This window comes from Amycolatopsis iheyensis, from assembly GCF_024703995.1.
In the GTDB taxonomy this organism is placed as follows: Bacteria; Actinomycetota; Actinomycetes; order Mycobacteriales; family Pseudonocardiaceae; genus Amycolatopsis; species Amycolatopsis iheyensis.
The window spans coordinates 19482-38117 of record NZ_JAMXQV010000019.1; the positions used below are offsets into that span (position 1 = coordinate 19482).

The 18636-nt window shown below is 73.1% G+C and carries 17 protein-coding genes; 9 read left to right on the top strand and 8 right to left on the bottom strand.

All coding sequences use genetic code 11. The features are described from left to right. Nucleotides 1–175 precede the first annotated feature (175 nt). From M8542_RS31525 to pstC, 4 genes are read right to left on the bottom strand one after another with little or no spacing between them, the layout of a single operon-like run. The gene (locus tag M8542_RS31525; RefSeq protein ID WP_257923930.1) at nucleotides 176–1696 is read right to left on the bottom strand and encodes a PstS family phosphate ABC transporter substrate-binding protein; all 1521 of its coding nucleotides are present in this window, start codon (nucleotides 1694–1696) and stop codon (nucleotides 176–178) included. Next, nucleotides 1693–2517: a phosphate ABC transporter ATP-binding protein gene (locus M8542_RS31530; protein ID WP_372508666.1), complete on the bottom strand. Its 825-nt coding sequence runs from the start codon at nucleotides 2515–2517 to the stop codon at nucleotides 1693–1695. The genes M8542_RS31525 and M8542_RS31530 overlap by 4 nt, the downstream gene beginning before the upstream one ends. A 17-nt stretch (nucleotides 2518–2534) precedes the next feature. Beyond that, a complete protein-coding gene (gene pstA / locus M8542_RS31535) occupies nucleotides 2535–3665 on the bottom strand; it encodes a phosphate ABC transporter permease PstA (protein ID WP_257923931.1) in 1131 nt (376 codons plus the stop codon). Further along, nucleotides 3665–4645 (bottom strand): phosphate ABC transporter permease subunit PstC, encoded by a 981-nt coding sequence (pstC, locus tag M8542_RS31540; protein WP_257923932.1) that lies wholly within the window; start codon nucleotides 4643–4645, stop codon nucleotides 3665–3667. The genes pstA and pstC overlap by 1 nt, the downstream gene beginning before the upstream one ends. Before the next feature lie 219 nt (nucleotides 4646–4864). Here pstC and M8542_RS31545 point away from each other — a divergent pair, with 219 nt between their 5' ends. Beyond that, nucleotides 4865–7138, top strand: a complete 2274-nt coding sequence (locus M8542_RS31545; RefSeq protein ID WP_257923933.1) for a hypothetical protein — start codon at nucleotides 4865–4867, stop codon at nucleotides 7136–7138. Further along, nucleotides 7135–8016, top strand: coding sequence for a sortase (locus M8542_RS31550; protein WP_257923934.1), 882 nt, complete (start codon nucleotides 7135–7137; stop codon nucleotides 8014–8016). Before M8542_RS31545 ends, M8542_RS31550 begins: the two co-directional genes overlap by 4 nt. A 52-nt stretch (nucleotides 8017–8068) precedes the next feature. Here M8542_RS31550 and M8542_RS31555 read toward each other — a convergent pair whose 3' ends face one another. After that, nucleotides 8069–9139, bottom strand: coding sequence for a PstS family phosphate ABC transporter substrate-binding protein (locus M8542_RS31555; protein WP_257923935.1), 1071 nt, complete (start codon nucleotides 9137–9139; stop codon nucleotides 8069–8071). Between the two features lie 147 nt (nucleotides 9140–9286). Further along, nucleotides 9287–9721, bottom strand: a complete 435-nt coding sequence (locus tag M8542_RS31560; protein WP_257923936.1) for a YegP family protein — start codon at nucleotides 9719–9721, stop codon at nucleotides 9287–9289. A gap of 276 nt (nucleotides 9722–9997) precedes the next feature. Between M8542_RS31560 and M8542_RS31565 the strand changes: the two genes are divergently transcribed. After that, nucleotides 9998–10684, top strand: a complete 687-nt coding sequence (locus M8542_RS31565) for a hypothetical protein (protein ID WP_257923937.1) — start codon at nucleotides 9998–10000, stop codon at nucleotides 10682–10684. Between the two features lie 47 nt (nucleotides 10685–10731). Here the strand turns inward: M8542_RS31565 and M8542_RS31570 are convergent, their stop codons facing one another. Continuing rightward, nucleotides 10732–11019 (bottom strand): hypothetical protein, encoded by a 288-nt coding sequence (locus tag M8542_RS31570; protein WP_257923938.1) that lies wholly within the window; start codon nucleotides 11017–11019, stop codon nucleotides 10732–10734. 141 nt (nucleotides 11020–11160) lie between these two features. On the opposite strand from M8542_RS31570, the gene M8542_RS31575 reads away from it, so the two are divergent. Further along, the gene (locus M8542_RS31575; protein ID WP_257923939.1) at nucleotides 11161–11556 is read left to right on the top strand and encodes a hypothetical protein; all 396 of its coding nucleotides are present in this window, start codon (nucleotides 11161–11163) and stop codon (nucleotides 11554–11556) included. Nucleotides 11557–11578: 22 nt separating this feature from the next. Here M8542_RS31575 and M8542_RS31580 read toward each other — a convergent pair whose 3' ends face one another. Next, nucleotides 11579–12700, bottom strand: a complete 1122-nt coding sequence (locus M8542_RS31580) for a prolyl oligopeptidase family serine peptidase (RefSeq protein ID WP_257923940.1) — start codon at nucleotides 12698–12700, stop codon at nucleotides 11579–11581. A gap of 240 nt (nucleotides 12701–12940) precedes the next feature. On the opposite strand from M8542_RS31580, the gene M8542_RS31585 reads away from it, so the two are divergent. The 5 genes from M8542_RS31585 (at nucleotide 12941) to M8542_RS31605 (ending at nucleotide 18497) form a co-directional block, all read left to right on the top strand. Continuing rightward, nucleotides 12941–14128: a cupin domain-containing protein gene (locus M8542_RS31585; protein WP_257923941.1), complete on the top strand. Its 1188-nt coding sequence runs from the start codon at nucleotides 12941–12943 to the stop codon at nucleotides 14126–14128. Between the two features lie 114 nt (nucleotides 14129–14242). Then, a complete protein-coding gene (locus M8542_RS31590) occupies nucleotides 14243–15205 on the top strand; it encodes a ferredoxin family protein (RefSeq protein WP_372508658.1) in 963 nt (320 codons plus the stop codon). Between the two features lie 111 nt (nucleotides 15206–15316). Further along, the gene (locus M8542_RS31595) at nucleotides 15317–17272 is read left to right on the top strand and encodes a maltotransferase domain-containing protein (RefSeq protein ID WP_257924113.1); all 1956 of its coding nucleotides are present in this window, start codon (nucleotides 15317–15319) and stop codon (nucleotides 17270–17272) included. Next, on the top strand, nucleotides 17272–18249 hold the full coding sequence (locus tag M8542_RS31600; RefSeq protein ID WP_257923943.1) for a maltokinase N-terminal cap-like domain-containing protein: 978 nt from the start codon (nucleotides 17272–17274) through the stop codon (nucleotides 18247–18249). The genes M8542_RS31595 and M8542_RS31600 overlap by 1 nt, the downstream gene beginning before the upstream one ends. Then, nucleotides 18246–18497 carry a hypothetical protein gene (locus M8542_RS31605; protein WP_257923944.1) on the top strand — a complete coding sequence of 84 codons (252 nt, stop codon included), beginning with the start codon at nucleotides 18246–18248 and terminating at the stop codon, nucleotides 18495–18497. Before M8542_RS31600 ends, M8542_RS31605 begins: the two co-directional genes overlap by 4 nt. The last annotated feature ends 139 nt before the right edge of the window (nucleotides 18498–18636 follow it).

Genomic DNA, 18636 nt, shown 5'->3' on the forward strand with positions numbered 1-18636 from the left:
GCTGGTTTCTCAGCGGCCCACGGGTCGGCGGGGCCGGTTGCCGCGGCACTTGGGGTTGCTCGCGGTGTTCGTGGCGACCTTCTTCGTCGACGGCCCGCACGGGATCAGCGGGCTCGTCGAACGCGCGTTCCTGCTGCTCGACCTGGCGCTCTTCGCGCGTCGGGCCAGACCGCCGCTACGACCGCCGCAGCCGCCGCAGCACCCCGCGGACCACCAGTGGGGCGACGATGGCCGCCGCCAGCACCAGCACGGCCCAGCCGCCGAAACCCGCGTCGCCGCCGTGGTCGTAGGCCGCTGGGGCCGCGTCGCGCCAGTTCTTCGAACCGCCGTTCGCCAGGTCGTCCTCCGGGGACGCCGTCGCGGTCGCGGTGCCCGCCGACGAGGACGGCCCGGTCGTCGGGCCCGCCGCGCCCGACGGCCCGTTACCCGTCAGCTTCGCGACACCGCCCAGCTTCTCGAACGGGTCGGGTGGGCTCGCCGCGCCCGCGCCGAGACCGCCGTGGAACGTCGGGTTCGCGCAGTTGCCGGCGTTGAGCTGCTTGGCCGGCCTGCCGGTCAGGCGGGCGTTGGAGTTCATCATCTCCTGCGACAGGTTCGGCGGCAGCGGCGAGTAGCCGATGCGGGCCATGTTCACCTGGCCGTCGCAGGCGATGTGCTCCAGGAACGCGGTGATCGTGTCGGTCTTGCCCGCGGCGTCGTAGCCGCCGCGGCAGGTGTCGCGCCCGGTCGTGCACGGCATCATGAGGTAGGAGTACGCCGAGATCGGGTACGTCTTCGGGTCCGGGTTCGCGTAGACGCCGTCGAGCTTCTGGCTCAGGTCCGGCCGCAGGTCCGCTTTCGTCAGCGCGGCCGCGATGTTCTCCGCGAACGGCTGGGTGTACTGGCGGGCCTGGTTTTCCACCCACGCCGTCGGCGCGTGGTAGCGCAGCGCGTAGCTGAATTCGTCGTAGCCGATGGAAAACGGGACGCTGCCCTTGCCGACCGCCTGCGCGATCTGCTCGGAGTCGGCGAAGAGCTTGTAGAAGTCGGCGTCGGGACCGCTGTAGGGCAGCTGGATCGGCCGGACACCCTCGGGCAGCGGACCGATGCCGGTGCCTTCGTTGCGCTGCACGAAAGTCCGGTACGGCCCGGGCGCGGAGTGCGCGACGAAGTCGTAGAACAACGCCGTGGTCCCGGACTGGCCGGTGCGGCCGAGCAGCGTGATCGGCTGGTCCGGCAATGCCTTTCCGCCGTTGGTGGCGCTGATCGCCGGGTCGCTCCAGCGCGTGATGTCGCGGGTGAAGATCCGGCCGATCACCTCGCGGGTCAGGTGCAGGTAGTCGACCTTGTTCCCGGCCGCGTCCGTCACGTTGTACATCACCGCGACCGCGCCGGCGACGTCCGGGACGTACTGGTAGCCGCGCTGCTCGGCCGACTGGCCACCGCCGCCCGCCGCGATCAGCGACGTGATCTCGGCTTCGGTGCCGGCGAAGTCGACCGTGCGGTCGCCGTACTGGTTGACGCCGGTGGGGGAGCCGCGGGTCGCGTAGTTCACCGGGATGCCGCGGGAGTTGGCGCCGTTCTGCCAGTCGGCCATGGCCGGGCCGACGTAGGTCGAGCCGGAGCCGGTGATCTTGTCCAGCGCGAACGCTTCCGGCGCGGCGAAGAGCAGGACGCCCAGCACGGTCAGCGCGAGCGCCGCGAGCCGGCGCGTCATCCGAACCGCCCGTTGACGTAGTCGTGGGTCCGCTCGTCTTCGGGCGAGCCGAAGATCTTCGCCGTCGAGCCGTGCTCGATCACCCGGCCCGGCTCGTTCTCCGCGGCGAGGAAGAACGCGCAGTGGTCCGAAACCCGCTGCGCCTGCTGCATGTTGTGGGTGACGATCACGACGGTGACCTCGTGCCCGATCTCGGCGATGGTCTGCTCGATCCGGCGCGTCGAGGTCGGGTCGAGCGCGGAGCACGGCTCGTCCATGAGCAGCACGTTCGGCTGCACGGCCAGCGACCGCGCGATGCACAGCCGCTGCTGCTGCCCGCCCGAGAGCGCGCCGCCGGGCGCGCCCAGCCGGTCGCGGACCTCGCGCCACAGCCCGGCGCGCTGCAGGCTCTGCTCGACGAGCGCGTCCTTGTCGTCGCACTTGACGCCGGCCAGCTTGAGCCCGGCGAGCACGTTGTCCCGGATGGACATCGCCGGGAAGGGGTTCGGCTTCTGGAAGACCATCCCGATCCGCAGCCGGACGTGCTGGGCGCGGGTGCCGTCGGCGTAGATGTCCGTGCCGTCGAGCAGGACCTCGCCGGCCAGGCTCGCCGCCGGCACGAGCTCGTGCATCCGGTTGAGGATCCGCAGGAACGTCGACTTGCCGCAGCCGGACGGCCCGATCAGCGCCGTCACCTCCCGCGCGGGCATGCTCAGCGAGACGCCTTCGAGCACCAGGCGGTCGCCGAACCACGCGGCGACCCCGCGGGTTTCCAGCTCGGCGGCCCCGGGTGGCGGGCCGCCCGTCAGCCGGACCGCCCGGCCACTGTCTACAGGGGACAGTTCGGTGGTGGTGTCGGTCACCGGTTCTCCTGGGTTCGTTTCGCGGTGGTCCGGCGCTTCGACCGGTCCCGCCCGACGAGCCGGGCGAGGGCGAAGAGGCTGAAGATGAGCAGGATCAGCACGAGTGCGCCGACGTAACCGCGCTGCTGGACGTTCTCCAGCGGCTCCTTGATGTAGCGGTAGACGAACAGCGGCAGGCTCTCCTGCGGCCCGGTGACCGGGTTCGCGTTGAGGAAGACCGCGCCGAAGGAGGTGAACAGCAGCGGCGCCGTCTCGCCGGCGACCCGGGCGACGCCGAGGATCACCGCGGTCGTGACGCCGGTGCGCGCGGTGGGCAGCACGACCGACCAGACCGTCCGCGCGCGGCTCGCGCCCAGCGCCAGCGACGCCTCCCGCAGGCCGTCGGGCACCAGCCGCAGCACGACGTCGATCGTGCGGGTGACCGTCGGCAGCATGACCATCGTCAGCGCCAGCGTCGCCATCAGTCCGCTGTAGCTGAAGAACCCGACACCGGCCTGGATGCCCGGGATGATGAGCGCCGCGTACACGAACAGGCCCGCGACGATCGAGGGCAGCCCGCTCATCGCGTCGACCATGATCCGGACCGGGCGGCGGAACCGGGAGCGCGTCTCGTTGAGGAAGATCGCCGTGAGCAGCCCGAGCGGGACGACCAGGACCAGCGTCAACGCGGTCTGCTCGAGCGTCCCGACGATGGCGTGGAGGCCACCGGTGGCGGTGACCGGGTCGGTCGGGCCGACCGTGGACATGTCGTGGCCGAAGAAGCCCCAGCGCAGGAACGGCGCGCCGTGCACGACGATGTAGCCGAGCAGGAACAGCAGCGGCACCAGCAGGCCCATCGCCCCGGTGACGACGACCGTCGAGACCAGCCGGTCGGCGGCGGCGAGCCGGCCCAGCCGGTCTGCCGTCACGACGTAGAGCATCGCCAGGTAGAGCCCGTAGGCGACGACCAGGTCGGCGAGCCAGCCCGGCGAGGTCAGCAACAGGTGCAGGACGAACCAGGTGAGCAGCACGGCCGAGACCGCGCAGCCGAGCGCGGCCAGCTGGTCGGCCCGGGTGACCTGCACCGGACGGCGCTTCACGAGCCGGCGCGGCTCGGTCGTGGCCGGGCGGGGGAGCGTGGCGGTCATCAGGCGTCCACCCCGGCGCCGGACCGGCTGCGGGAGATGATCACCGACGCGGTGAAGTTCGTGGCCAGCGTGAAGACGAACAGCACCAGCCCGGCCGCCATCAGCCCGCTCAGCGCCAGCCCGGACGCGCCGGAGTTGTTGGCGATGAACCCGGAGATCGTCGCGCCGCCGAACTGCAGGACGTGCGTGGTGATCTGCGGAACCTGGGGCAGCAGCAGGGAAACCGCGATGGTCTCGCCGAGCGCGCGCCCCATCCCGAGCATCGAGCCGCCGATGATCCCACCGCGGCCGAAGGGCAGCACGACTGTCTTGATCATGCCCCACCGGGTGCTGCCGAGCGCGAGCGCGGCTTCCTTTTCCCCGGGCGGGGTCTGGGCGAAGACCTCGCGGATGACCGACGTCGTGATGGGCAGCACCATCAGCGACACGATCAGCCCGGCGATGAACATCGAGTTGAGGAACAGCGTGTTGTCCCGGTGCGCGAACGGCGGGAACCAGCCGAAGTTGTCGGTCAGCCACGCCGAAACCGGGACGACCTGCGGGCCGAGGAAGCTGAACCCCCACAGGCCGTAGAGCAGGCTGGGGATCGCGGCGAGCAGGTCGACCAGGCCGGTCAGGAACCCGCGCAGCCGCCCGCTCGCGTACTCGGTGATGTAGAGCGCGGCGAGGATCGACAGCGGGACGGCCACGCAGATCGCGATCAGCGCGACCACGACCGTGCCGTAGAGCAGGCCGAGCACCCCGAGCACGCCGTTGGCGGCGTCGAACTTGATCGTGGTGAAGAAGCCGAAGCCGCTCGCGTCGAACGCCGGTCCCGAGCGGTAGACCAGGAAGAACCCGATCACCACGAGGATCGCGAGCATGGCGAGGCCGGCGCCGGTGGTCACCCGCCGGAACGCGCGGTCCGCGCGCGACGGCCGGTCGGCGACGGCGCGCCGGGCCGGGGACGGCGGCTGCGGCCGGGGGAGCGCGACGGTCACGGAGGGCCTTTCGGAAGTCCAGCGGGCAGCGGGAAGCACCCCCGCGCGGCCAGTATTCACAGCACCCGCCGGGAGAAGGTGTACGCGTGGGGAACGCCCGACGGGGCGTGCGTGAATGACCTCGCGGACCCCTCGCGCGGCGGCGCGCGGCTGGGGAGGTTGGGGTCGGCACGGCGCGCGCCGTGCCGTTTCGCCCTGCCCTGGAACCGGGAGTTCTCCGTGTCTTTCGCCCTGCCGAGGCGGGTGGGCCTGGTCGTCGCCTGCGGTGTGCTGGCCGTGCTGGGAAGCGCTGTCCCGCCGTCCGCCGCCCAGGAGACCCAGCCCCCCGCCTACACCCTGAAGACGGTGCCCGCCGACCTGTCCCGGGTCCAGGACGGTGACCCGCTGCAGGTCGTCGTCTCCGGGTTGCCCGCCGGGAGCGTCGCGGTGCTGAAGGTCTGCCCGACGCAGCTGCCCGACAACCTGCTCAAGCCCGACTTCTCCACCGGCGCCCTGCAGTGGGTGCCCGACCACGACTTCGGCTCGCGCGTGCGCGGCTACTGCGCCGAGGAGTTCAGCGACGAGCTGACCGGCCAGCGCTCGGGCGCGCACAACGTGACCCGGGTCCGCAGCCGGACCAGCGGCGACGTCGTGTTCGACGTGAGTGTCCCTCGTGGACAGTCGAAGCCGGGCTTCGTCGGCTTCGACCCGAAGTACACGAACTTCGACAAGAACGCCAACTTCCCGTGGGCCGACAACCCGGCGGTGTCGCCCGACGGGACCATCCGGACGCGGTCGTGGTCGTACTCGTGCGACGAGAACACCCCGTGCGCGCTGACGCTGGAGATCGTCGGCGCCGACGCCGCCGGCGTCCCGTTCGACGTCTTCGACACCTCACGCGTGTTCCGGCCCGCCGCGCCCGGCCTCGCGGTGCGCGGCTGCGGCGGGATCGGCACGCAGACGCTCAACGCCAGCATGCCGGAGCGCTTCGGGCGCACGGCGGTGGCGTGGAACCAGCTGCTGTGCGGGCCGACCGGCGGCGAGCAGCCCACCACGATCGTCGGCGAGACCGAGGACGCCGGCCTGAAGGCGTTCGACACCGGCGGCTCGGACCTGGTGGTCACCGGCTCGGGCGGCACGCTCGCCCCGCAGGCCGTGCGGGCCCGGGAGTACGTCCCGGTCGGGTTGAACGCGGCGGTGCTGGCCGCGACCGGCTGGTCGCCCACCGACGCCGACGACAACGGGTCGCCGTTGATCTCGCAGGTCACCGCCCCGTTCTCGATGACGTTCGACGAGCTGGCCCGGATGCTCAGCCAGGGCGGCCAGAACCCCGACTCGGCCGGCCGCGGCGGCATCTTCCGGGACGGCTCGGCGTTCGTCACGCGCAACCCGGCGCTGGCCAAGGTCGAGGCGTCCCCGCCCAGTGAGTTCCTCAACCCGGTGGCCCGGGCCGGCGCCGACCCGACGGCGTTGTTCTGGGGCACCACCGGGGAAGCCGGCGCGGGCACGGTCCCGGCGGTGCTCGGCGGCGTGCTCACGAAGACCGCCCCGGCGGCGTGGAAGTTCCCGAACCTGAAGGACGTCTACGGTGCGGCCGCCGGGCAGTCGCCGGGGGTGATCAAGGACCTCGGGGCGCTGGATCCCACCGAGAAGTCCCAGCACAACGTCGACGCCAAGGTCGGCCAGCTCGCCGTGCGCAAGGCCGTCGACAGCGTGATGACCGGGACGAGCGCGGCGTGCTTCGGCGGCTGCCTCAACTGGGTCGTCACCGATCTGGCGACGGCCCGCGCGTACGGCTGGCAGCCGGTCGCGCTGCCGAACGCGAACGGGAAGTTCGTCGAGCCGACCGAGGCGAGCCTGCAGGCCGCGGCCGCGAGCATGAAGGAAGGCGCCGACGGCACGCTGCAGCCGGGCACCGCCACCGACCCCGCGGCCTACCCGCTGACGTTCGCGGAGTACGTCGCCGCGCCGGTGAACCCGCTCGTCGACGCGAACTGCGCGCTCCTGAAGCCCAAGCAGGAGCAGCTCGCGACGGTGCTGCGGATGGCGAGCCACGGCGGCCAGGGCGCGCTGGCCCCCGGCTTGGCGCCGCTGACCCCGGCGCTGGCCGGGGAAGCGGAGTCCCGGGCGGCGAAGGTCGGGACCGGAACGGCGGTGGGGGCGTGCGAAGAGCGGGCGGCGGCGAACAACCCACCGGCGGCCGCGAGCACGGGTGGCGGCACGGTGCCACCGGCCGGTTCGGTCGGGCCGGCCGGCTCCCCGGCACCGGCGACCGGACCGGCGCCGGCCGCGGTGCCGACGCAGGCGAGCGTGCTGGCGGCGAAGAACCTCGCCGACGCGGTCGCGATCCCGCCGTTCTCCGGGGCGGGCGTGCTCGGCGCGTTGATCCCGCTACTGGCGTTGCTGGTGCTGGCGACGTTGCCGTCCATGACCGCGTACGCGACGGCGGGGCGGCCGGCGCCGCGCTGGCTGACGGTCCTGGTCGGGCGGCTCCGGTTCGGGCGGGCGGCATGAGCACGGCCACCGAGCCGCCGGTCCTGCGGTTCAGCCCGGGCTGGCTCACCACGACGGTGGCCGCCTGGCTGGTGACGACGACCGTCGCGCTGGCACTGGTGGTGTACGCGCTGGGCCCGATGGTCCAGGCCGGCGACCAGCGCGCGGCGCTGGCCGGGATCCGCGGCGAGCTGGACCGCGCGCTGGGGGCGAGTCAGAGCCTGCTGGGCGCGGCCCCGCCGACAACGCCGACGGAGTTCGGCGCGCCGGTCGCGGTGCTGGAGGTGCCGTCGCTGAAGCTGCGGCAGGTGGTGCTCGAGGGCGTGTCTTCGGCGGAGACGGCGTCGGGGCCCGGTCACGTGCCGGGGACGTCGGGCCCGGGCCAGCCGGGCAACGCGGCGGTGGTCGGCCGCTATTCGGGCTACGGCGGCCCGTTCGCGTCGCTGGCCCGGCTGGCGCCGGGGGCCGAGGTGGTGGTCGCGACGCCGCAGGGGGTGTCGGTGTACCGGGTGTCGGAGGTTGCGACCCGCGCGCTCGACGAGACGGCGGACTACGGCAAGACCCCGGACGACCGGCTGACGCTGGTGACGTCGACGTCGTGGTGGCCGCTGGCGGCGTCGGAGGCGACGGTGGTGACGGCGAAGCTGGAGGGCCGTCCCTTCCGGCCGACCCCGCAGAACGGGCGGGCAGACGCTCAGGACGGCCGAACCGGCGACGGCGGCGCGTGGGCGGGGCTGGTGTTGTCGTTCGGCGGGTTCGTGGTGGCCGCGGCCGGGGCGACGGTGTTGTACCGGCGGTGGCGTCCGGTGTCGACGTACGTGATCACGGGGCCGGTGCTGCTGGCTTTGGCTGCCTTGGCGGCGTTGTCGTTGTGGCGGCTGTTCCCGGCTTGGGCTTGAGACGCGAGCGGGGCCCGGCGCGGTTGCGCCGGGCCCCTTTGTCGTTACCGCGTCAGGACTTGGTGCAGGTCAGCGTTCCGGTGCCGGTGATCGTCTTGAAGCCGTACTTGACGATCGTCGTCGCCAGCTTGCCGCCGCACAGGGGGCTGGCCGTCGTTGCCGTGTCCGTCGGGTCGAAGCCCACGCCGCGCTTGGCCGCGCTGTACGAGCGGCTGCGGGTGTCCAGGACGTGGTACACCAGGCGGGACCCCAGGAAGCCGTCCGCGAACGCCGGGGCGTAGCTGCCCGCCGAACCCGACACCGGGGCGCCGTCCGAACCCGCGCCCGTCAGCTTGTTGACCGTGTAGCCGTTGCGCTTGTTCGGCAGCACGCCGTTGCCCTGCGCCACCCAGCCCGCGATCGAGAACGGCGCGATCGCCGCGGACTGGTCGGCCGCCGCGATCGTCGTGGCGTCGTTCTCCTGGAAGCGCTTCACCGTCAGGCCGGAGATCGTCGCCGGGTCGAAGCCCAGCACCGTGCCCGTGAAGAAGCTCAGCGTGCCCGAACCCAGCTGCGGCAGGTAGAGCTGGATCGCCGCGTTGGCGCCGCCGACCTGGTTCCAGTTGGTGATGGTGCCGTTGTAGATGTTGCGCAGCTGGGTCAGCGTCAGGGTCAGGCCCGCGCCCGCGCCGGTCGAGGACGACGACCACGTGACGCCGTCCCGCGCGAACGCGTAGTACTCGAACGTCGACGGGTCCGCGGTGGCCCGGCCCGACGACGAACGCGCGATGTCCACCGCGCCGTTGCCGGCGTCCGCCGAAGCCTTCAGCGCCGCCTTGCCCGCCGACGAGCCGTCGGGCGGCAGGTTGCCCGGGTTGGTGTAGGTGATGGCCGGGTTGAAGATGTCGGCCGGGACGGTGAACGACGCGCCGGAAGCCAGCACCGGCGGCACGTTCACGAAGTTGTCGGGGTCGGTGTTCCAGGTGCGCGGGAGCTTGTTGGCGTCGGTGAAGATCGCCCCCGTGATCCCGAAGATGGTGTCGGAGCCGGTGGCCGAAACGACCTCCGGGTTTCCGTTCGCCGGCGGCACGGCCGCGGCGGTGCCGGTCATGACCAGACCGGCACAGGCGGACACGGCGGTCACACCGAGAATTCGAGTGGTACGAGCACGCATCGTGGTGGCACTCTTTCTCTAGTCCCCATTTCGCCGCGGGATCCCGCGGCGGTTCCATCTCCTCGCGGCCGGCTGTCCGGTAAGGCTTTTCCGCGTTCCGGCCCGACGTCATGGTGGTTAAGGTCGGGGAAACTGGTCCGGAATGGAATCGGGGTGGCGGCGGTAGCGCTGCCGCCAGTCCACGACCGTTTCGATGTCTTCGACGCCGGCGGTGACGGCGGCGACCCGGAACCGGTCCAGGCCACGCTGGGCCTCGATCCGCCGCCCGTAGGCATGGGTGGCTTCGGCGACCGGTTCCCCGTCCCACCGCAGCGACCAGCGCCACCGGCCCCCGCTGACGTGCCGGAAATCCGCGCTCAGCACGTCCAACCGCGCCCGCAGCACCGTGATCGCCAGCAGGCACTCCGGCGGCGCGGCGCATTCGGCGACCCCCGCGCCGAGCGAGGCGTTGTTGCCGCCCAGCAGCCGCCACCGCATGCTCTGCGGACCGATCCGGACGAGCTGGAACCTCGGGCCGGTGCGCGGCCGCCCCGCCGTTTTCCCCCGTGTCACAAAGGACTCATCGTCCACGCCACGGCACGGGGTTACCGCATTGCGTTAAGGCGCGACGGCCGGAGGGTGAACAAACCGGACGTCCGAACGGAATCCGCCGAATGGTCGCGGGCTTTTCACGACCGCCGGAGGAGAACCGCGGTTTCGCTGAAGCACCGACGGCCGGGTCCTGAACGCCGCGGGAAAACCGGCGCCGCGCGGAAACGGCCGTCCCCGCCGTCCCGACAGCACACGCGGTAGCGCCGTCCCGGCGCTCGAGAACCCTTGGGGACAACCATGAGTCGTTTCATCGCCCGGTTCGCGGCCGGTCTCGCCGCGGCGGCGACCGTCCTGACCCTCAGTGCCCTCCCCGCGGCCGCCGACCCGGTCGCCACCAAGCTGACCGCGCAGGCGAGCAGCACCCGCGTCGACGCCGGCGCCGGAGTCACCATCAGCGGCCGGCTGACCAGCGGGGCCAAGCCGGTCGCCGGCGTGCCGGTCGGGATCGCCTACTGCACCGACGACTTCTGCGGCGAGTTCGACGCCCAGCCGGTGACCGACGCCAGCGGGCGCTACCGGGCCACGGTGACCCCGGTCCGGGCCGGCCACTACCGGGCCGACTTCCTGCCCGCCGACGAGACCCTCGCGCCGGCGAGCGCGAGCACCGCGGACATCGTCGTCCTCCAGCCCGCCGAGATCACCTCGTTCACCGCCACCCGGGCCGCGGACGGGACGATCGCGGTGAGCGGCGTCATCGGCTTCGCCCGCTTCACCCCGCCCGCCATCCCGGTCCGGATCGAGTACCTGGCCCGGGGTTCCGCGTGCTGGACGACGGCGGCGACCGTCGACGCGCAGTGGACCGGAAGCGCTTTCGGCTTCTCGGGGAGCACGCAGCTGCGCGGCCCCGCCGTGTGGCGCGCGGTCTACGCCGGTGTCCCGGACCAGTTCCACGCCGCGACGAGCTCGCCGGTCTTCGTCCGCTGACGCACCGCCTGCCGGGGCGGGGCGGCCGTCCCGGCCCGGCAGGCGAGTCAGCGCTCGCCGGCCAGGAACTCGGCCGTCCACCGCAGCGCCGTCGCGCAGGCCTCGGCCTCGCTGCCGCGGAAGTGCCCGACGACTTCGCCGCCGGCCCAGAGCATCAGCGCGACGGTGCCGGGCCGGATGGGGGTGAGCCCGACGAGCCGCTGGTGCCCGTCCCGGGTGAGGACGCGTTCGGCGGTGAGCCACTGCCCGGTCGTGCCGGTGCGGGTCACGACCCAGGCCGGGTCCGCGGCCAGCTCGGCGACGGACCGCGGTTCTTCAGCGTGTTCGGCGTGCACGCACATCAGCCTGACACAAAGCCGCTGCCGAAGTGATTCTCAGGTGAATGTCGGATGAACAGATCGGAGAAGACCCAGCCGGGTGGCAACGTGATCGACTACGGTGTGCCGACCTGGGGGCCGCGACCGCAGGGAGCCGTCATGCCGACCCTCACCACCGTGGCCGACTGGACGATCACCGCGTCCGGCGACACCGCGACGTTCACCCATGCCTCGACGGCCTGGGCACCCCAGGTCTGGAGCGGCCACGGGCTGGCGATCGCCGAGGCCGACCTCGCCGCCTTCGGCAAGGCACTGGGCGAGGTGCTGAAGCTGCCGGTCTACTGGCTGGCCCGCGCCCGCCGCCACGACACCGCGGCGGGCGAGCCCGGGATCTGGTCGGTGCCGCGCCGCGACTCCGACGACTTCGTCTACATCGACGGCCCCTGCCGGACCGACGAGCCCGCGCCGGGGTACCGGCCGGCCTCGACGTTCACCATCGACCTGGTCCACCTGCGGGGCCTGCGGATCAGGATCGCCGCCGAAACCCGCCGCTGATCACCGTGCGCCCGGCCCGGGTTCAGCGGCGGTTGGCCGCCATCCACTGCCAGATGTGGACACCGCCGGCGCTGGGGTCGTTGCGGGCCACGTAGATCCAGGAAGCGTGCCCGGGGAACCGGTGGCCGTGCCGCACGACCTCGTCGTAGAGCGTCATCTTCGAGCCAGGGATGCGCTCGTGCGCGTGGACCGTGTTGACCCGCGTGTCCACCGTGTCGTCGTCGAGGGAGGCGACCAGCCAGGTCGGCGTGCCGATCGCGGCCAGCTCGGCGTCCGGGATCAGCGGCGGGTCGCCGTCCGCCCGGCCGGCGACCACCCCGCAGATCGGCACCGACGCGGCGAACGCGTCCGGGTAGACCGTCGTCATCTTCAGGCTCATGTACCCGCCGTTGCTGCAGCCGGCCACCAGGACGCGGTCCGGATCGACCGGGTGCGTGCGGCGGACGTCACGGATGATCTCGTGGATGAGCGGGGCGAAGCCGGGGCCGTCGTCCATCCAGACGGACGTGCACTGCGGCGCGACCACGTACGCGCCGTCGAAGATCGCCTGGGCTTCCTCGGTGGCGAAGCCCAGCGCGCCGCGGTTGGCGCGCAACGTGGTCTCGTTGTCGTAGTAGCCGTCGGGCAGGGAAGCGCCTTCGCCGGCGCCGTGCAGCCAGACGATCAGCGGCCGGCGGCCGGAACCCGCCGCCGGGGAGTACAGCCGGTACTTCATCCCGGAGCGCGACATGTGGTGGCCGAAGGCGTCGACCTCGGGGTTGACCAGCGGGCCCTGGGTGAACGGGGTGGCGGGGACCGGCCGGCCGCGACGCCGCAGGGGAGCGTTCTGCGTGACCGTGTACGCCAGGTCGAGCCGGAAGTTGCGGCCCCTGTCGTCGGCGTAGCCGAGCGTGCCGGCGCCGTGACCCAGCTCGAGCACGATGTCGCCGTGGTCGTCGAGGCGGGCGGCCGTCACGGGCCGGTCGAGGTCGTGGCCGATGTCCTGGCCGCCGGTGCCGACCGGGCTGGTGGCCTTCGCGTGCACGCCGAACGTCCCGGTGGTCAGGCTCGCCGGGTCGAACGGCCCGAGCCGGGCGGTGGGGAGGGTCAGCGAGGTGACCTGTTCGCCGCCGTCGAGGGTCTCCGCGCCGAGGACGAACTCCATCCGGCCTCCCGATCTTGGCGACACTCAAATGACCTATGCCCGATCCCCGGATTGTCCCGTAGCGTGGTGGTTCCTGTCGTCGACGTTTGCGAGGTCCGGATGGAAAACGCCGCAACTGACGAAATGCCCGCCAGCGGCCTGCTGCTCGGCGTGGAGACGCTGACGGCCGCGGTCGACCGGGGCAAGGCCAACGGCGCCGTCGCCGACAACGACGGCAACGACTAGCCGTTGTCCCGCTCCATGACGGAGATTCCCGGACTGGCCGACCTCGTGGCTCCGCTCGAGGTCGGCCAGTTCTTCGCCGACGTCCTGGGCCACGCGCCGCGGCGGTTCCCCGGTGAGCCGGGGCGGTTCGCCGGGCTCCTGCCGTGGCCGGAGCTGGACCGGGTGCTGCGCCAGCACCGCCTGGAGTTCCCCCGGCTGCGCCTGGCGCTCGACGGCGACGTCGTGCCCGCGCACACCTACACCGAAATGGTCTCGACCCGGCGGAACGGCCTCGTGCCGCGCGTGCTCTCGGCGCCCTTCGCCGAGCACCTGCGCGCCGGGGCGACGCTGGTGGTCGACTCGGTCAACGAGCTCGTCGACGGGGTCGGGGAGCTGGCCGGCCGGCTCGAGCACGACCTGCGCGAGCGGATCCAGGTCAACCTGTACGCGGGCTGGGGCACCACGCACGGCTTCGACGTGCACTGGGACGACCACGACGCGTTCATCATCCAGCTGTCCGGGCGCAAGCGCTGGCGCCTGCACGGCGTCACCCGGCGCGCGCCGCTGCAGCGTGACGTCGAGCTGCCCGAACGCCCCGAGGGTGAGCCGTACGAGGACTTCCTGCTGGAGGACGGCGACGTCCTGTACCTGCCGCGCGGGCACTGGCACGACGTGTCGGCCGTCGGCGAAGAGTCCCTGCACCTGACCATCGGGTTCAACGCCGCGACCGGCGTCGACCTGGTGGCTTGGCTGGCCGACCAGCTGCGCTCGGACGAGCTGTTCCGGACCGACCTGCCGCGGTTCGCCGGGCCCGAGGCCCGCGCGGAGCGCGCCGCCGCGATCCGCGACCGGCTTGCGGAGCTGACGGCGGGGGACCTGGTGGACCGGTTCCTGGCGGACCGCGACGCCCAGGCACCGGCCCAGACCCGCGTCGGCCTGCCCTGGGCGGCGACGGCCGAGCTGCTCCCGCCGGACGACGACTTCGAGGTCCGGCTGCTTGCTCCGCGGGCCGCCCTGGTGGCCGGCGAGGGCACGGTGGCGCTGGTCGCGGCCGGGAAGCGGTTGGTGTTCGCGGCGCCGGCGCGGCCGGTGCTGGCGGCGTTGCTCGGGGGCGCGCCGCAGGCGTTCAAGGTGCTGGCCGATGCTGCGGTGGGTGTGGACCAGGTGACTGTGCGTGCCTTGCTGGGTGAGCTGGTGACTCAGGGGCTCGTCGCGAGAGCCTGAGCCGCCGCCGGAAATGCCCGGTCCGTGGCCTGGCGTCGCTCCTTCGGGTGATTGGCGGCGTCGAACTACTCACATGAACGGGGTTACTCGCCGCGCATTCGGGTACGCTTAGGCATGCCTAAGTCGAGGCCCGTGGCTGAGGCGGGACTCTGTTTCCCCGAACCCGGCCGGGCGCCGGGATGTGCCGCCCTGACGCGTGAGCTCGGGGGCGAGCCCGCGGGGACCGCCGCCCGCATGACGTCGTGGCTGCTCATCGAGCAGCCCGGCGCCTGGGGGCCGGACGCCCTCGAAGACGTGCTCGCCGAAGCGCTGCCCGCCGGCCGGCTCGAAGCCGCCCGTGAAGCCGGGCTCCGGCCGCTGCTCATCCGCAAGCCCGGGCGGCACGCGCGGGTGCCCGGCGCGCCGCGCGCGGTGTACCTCGCCAGTGGCTGGCCGGGGCACCGGTGGCTCGAACGGCTCGACATCAACGACCTCGGTGAGCTCGCCCGCGTCGACTTCGAAGCCGTCGCCGCCGGGCGGCGCGGGCACGGCGAGCCGGTGTCGTTCCCGCTCTTCCTCGTCTGCACGCACGGCAGCAAGGACATGTGCTGCGCCGTCTTCGGCCGTCCGCTGGTGGCCGGGCTCGCGCAGAACCACCCCGGCCTGGTCTGGGAGGTCAGCCACGTCGGCGGCGACCGGTGGGCCGGCAACCTGCTGACCGTGCCCGACGGCTTCCTCCACGGCAGCCTCGCGGTGACCGAGGCTGAGCTCGTCGCCAAGGAAGCGCTGAGCGGGAACGTCCGCCTGGAACACCTGCGCGGCCGCACCTCCGCGGAAAGCCCGTGGGCGCAGTTCGCCGAGATCGAGATCCGCGGCCGCACCGGCCTGCGGGGGATCGACGCGGTCCTGGCGTCCGAAGAGGAGGCCGACGGCGACGTCCGGCGGGTGCTGGTCACCGCCGGACCCCGGCGCTACGAGGTCGTCGTGCGGCGCACGCCCGCCACCGCGGCCGGGCACAGCCGCTGCTCCGCCCGCGTCGTGCTGGCCGGCTTCGAGGCCGAGTCGGTGCGTGAACTGGTGTCCGTGACGCACGTCTGAGGTCCCGCCCACTGCGTCGAGTTGGCAAAGTCGATCCCGGTTTTTCCTTGTCCCGTGCCGTTCTTGGCACGCTGGAAGCCGGAAGCTTTGTCGGCGCTGGAGGTGAGCGCGGTGGTCGGGCGCATCGTGATCGAAGACGTCCGCCCCTCGGTGGGCGCGGCCGAACACCCCGCGAAGGCGGTGGTCGGCGAGCCCGTGCGCGTGTCGGCCACCGTGTGGGCGGAGGACACCGACGCGGTCGGCGCGGCGGTGGAGCTGCGCTGGCCGGACGGCTCGACCCGGTGCACCCGCCTGCTGCCGGTCGACGGCGACACCTTCGCGGCGACCGTGGTCCCCGACGAGCCGGGCGTCTGGACCTTCCGGATCGACGCCTGGCGCGACCCGTGGACGGCGTGGGAACGGGCGGTGCGCGCGAAGGCCACCGCCGGCGCGCTCGAGCCCGCCAACGACTTCGAGACCGGCGCGCGGCTGCTGGAGCAGGTCGCCTACCGGCCCGAGCGGCTCGCGGAACGCGACTCGCTGCTGACCGCGGCGAACGTGCTGCGCGACGCGAACCTCCTGGTGCCCGAACGGCTTTCGGCCGCGCTGACGGACTGCGTGCGCGCCGTGATGCGCGAGCACCCGGTGTGCGAGAACCGCACCCGCGGCCGGGCGCAGCAGGTGCGCGTCGACCGGGTCCGCGCCCTCGACGGCGCCTGGTACGAGTTCTTCCCGCGCTCGACCGGCGGCACGGACGCCGGGGGCAACCCGGTGCACGGCACGTTCGCCACCGCGGCCGCGGAGCTGGACCGGATCGCCTCGATGGGCTTCGACGTCGTCTACCTGCCGCCGGTGCACCCGATCGGCACCGTGCACCGCAAGGGGCGCAACAACTCCGTGGTGAGCGCCGAGGGCGACGTCGGCTCCCCGTGGGCGATCGGCTCGGCCGAGGGCGGGCACGACGCGATCGACCCGCGGCTGGGCACCCTCGACGACTTCGACGCGTTCGTCGCACGGGCCGCCGAGCTCGGCCTCGAAGTGGCGCTCGACCTGGCCCTGCAGTGCGCGCCCGACCACCCGTGGGTGCGGGCGCACCCGCAGTGGTTCAGCACGCTGCCGGACGGGACCATCGCCTGCGCGGAGAACCCGCCGAAGCGCTACGAAGACGTCTACCCGCTGAACTTCGACCAAGACCCCGAAGGCCTCTACGCGGAGGTGCGCCGCATCGTCGAGCTCTGGGTGCGCCACGGCGTGCGGATCTTCCGCGTCGACAACCCGCACACCAAGCCACCGGCGTTCTGGCACCGGCTGATCCGCGATGTCCAGGAGGCGCACCCCGACGTCCTGTTCCTCGCCGAAGCGTTCACCCGGCCGGCGCGGCTGTACGGGCTGGCGCGCCTCGGTTTCAGCCAGTCCTACACCTACTTCACCTGGCGCACCACGAAAACCGAGCTGACCGGGTTCGGCCGGGAGCTGGTCGAGCACGCCGACGAAGCGCGGCCCAATATGTTCGTCACCACACCGGACATCCTGCCTGCCGAGCTGCAGTCCGGGAACCCGGCGGCGTTCGCCGCGCGTGCCGCGCTGGCCGCGACGCTCTCGCCGACCTGGGGTGTCTACTCGGGATTCGAGCTGTACGAACACGAAGCGCTCGGCGCGCAGGAGTACCGCGACTCGGAGAAGTACGAGCTGCGGCCCCGCGACTACGCCACCGCGCTGGCCGCGGGCCGTTCGCTGCAGCCGTGGCTGGCCCGGCTCAACGAGATCCGCCGCGCGCACCCCGCGTTGCGGCAGCTGCGCACGCTGCGGTTCCACGACGTCGACAACGACGCCCTGCTCGCCTACTCCAAGACCGACCCGGCCGGCGGGGACACCGTGCTCTGCGTGGTCACCCTCGATCACCAGCACACCCAGGAAGGCACCGTGCACTGGGACTTCCGCGCGCTCGGGCTGGCGCCGGAGCACCGCTACACCGTGCACGACGAGGTGAGCGGCGAGCTGTTCGAGTGGGGTGAGCACGCCTACGTGAAGCTCGACCCGCACCGCTCGGTGGCGCACATCGGCTCGGTCGCCCGGGCAGGTCGCTGATGGTCACCGCACTCGACGACCGGCTCGGTTCGCTGCTCGGCGACACCGAGCGCGCGCTGCGGACGTGGCTGCCCGGGCAGCGCTGGTTCGGCTCACCTCGGGTCGACCAGGTGCGCCTGCGCGTGCTGACGCGGTTCGCCGACCAGCTCGCCTGGGGCGGCCCGGCCGGGCTGCTGACCGTGGCCGAGGTGCGCACCGGCGGCGAGGTGGCGCGTTACGGGCTGCCGCTCGGCGTGCGTTCCCCGGCCGCGCCGCTGGCGGGCGTGGTCCCGATCTTCAGCACCGGTGAGCTGGCGGTGTACGACGCCACCGCCGACGACGTGCTCACCGCGGAGCTGCTGGCGCTGGTGGGCACCGGCGCGGTGCGCGGCCGCGTCCGGTTCACGCCGAAGCGGCGGGCCGGGCTGGCGCTCGTGCCGCGGCGCGGGCTGACCGGGCGGGCCGTGGGCGCGACGTCGGTCGTGCTGGGGGAGCGGTACCTGCTCAAGGTGACCCGGCGGCTCGGCCCGCCGGATTCCGGCCTGCACCAAGCGCTTGACGCGGCGGGCAGCCCGCACGTCGCGCCGCTGCTCGGCTCGGTGGACGCCGAGCTGGACGGGGCGCCGGTCACGCTGGCAACGTTGCAGTCCTACTACGCGGACGCGCTGGACGGCCGCCGCCTGGCGGCCCACGGCCGCGTCGACTTCGCCCTCGAGGCGGCCGCGCTGGGGCGCGCGGTCGCGTCCGTCCACAGTGTCCTGCTGGACCGGTTCGGGTCGTCGGGCGCCGGCCAGCGCGTGCTCGGCGAGCTGTGCCTGAGCCGGGTGCTGCGCACGCCGACCCGCTGGCTGGTGGTCCCGCCGACGGCGCCACCGGTGATCGGCTCGCCGCAGCGGGACGTCGCCGAGCTGCTGCGCTCGATCGACGAGGCGGGCACGCCGGAGTGGTCCGCCCGCGTGGGTGAAGCGTTCCGCGCCGGCTACGGCGGTGCCCGGTGACCGCGCTCAGCCACCGCGATCGCGCGATCCTGCGTGCGGTCGCGGCGGGCCGGGGGACGCTGCGGTGCGGGTATGTGCCGGACTTGTACGTGGACGGCGTGGCTTGCTGCGACCAGCACGCGGTGCATTCGCTGGCTCGAGCCGGGTTGCTTTGTGCGGCGCGGGAGGGGGTGCCGGGCGCGGTGGTCCCGGCGGCGCTCACCGAGCTGGGGAACGTGGCGCTGGACGCGAGCGGGGAGGCGGCGTGAAGGCGTGGCGCGGGTGCGTGTGTGGCGGTGTGCGCGGGCGTGACTGCCCGCCGCGGGTCGTGGTGCGGCGGTGGTCTCTGCGCGCGCGGACTTGGTGCGGCGATCGGGGCGGCGGCATGAGTGCGAGGCGCGGCAACCT

Coding starts and splice junctions, on each gene's coding strand:
- M8542_RS31525 (WP_257923930.1), bottom strand. CDS start 1,696: ATGACGCGCCGGCTCGCGGCGCTCGCGCTGACCGTGCTGGGCGTCCTG.
- pstA (WP_257923931.1), bottom strand. CDS start 3,665: ATGACCGCCACGCTCCCCCGCCCGGCCACGACCGAGCCGCGCCGGCTC.
- M8542_RS31550 (WP_257923934.1), top strand. CDS start 7,135: ATGAGCACGGCCACCGAGCCGCCGGTCCTGCGGTTCAGCCCGGGCTGG.
- M8542_RS31565 (WP_257923937.1), top strand. CDS start 9,998: ATGAGTCGTTTCATCGCCCGGTTCGCGGCCGGTCTCGCCGCGGCGGCG.
- M8542_RS31575 (WP_257923939.1), top strand. CDS start 11,161: ATGCCGACCCTCACCACCGTGGCCGACTGGACGATCACCGCGTCCGGC.
- M8542_RS31580 (WP_257923940.1), bottom strand. CDS start 12,700: ATGGAGTTCGTCCTCGGCGCGGAGACCCTCGACGGCGGCGAACAGGTC.
- M8542_RS31585 (WP_257923941.1), top strand. CDS start 12,941: ATGACGGAGATTCCCGGACTGGCCGACCTCGTGGCTCCGCTCGAGGTC.
- M8542_RS31590 (WP_372508658.1), top strand. CDS start 14,243: ATGCCTAAGTCGAGGCCCGTGGCTGAGGCGGGACTCTGTTTCCCCGAA.
- M8542_RS31600 (WP_257923943.1), top strand. CDS start 17,272: ATGGTCACCGCACTCGACGACCGGCTCGGTTCGCTGCTCGGCGACACC.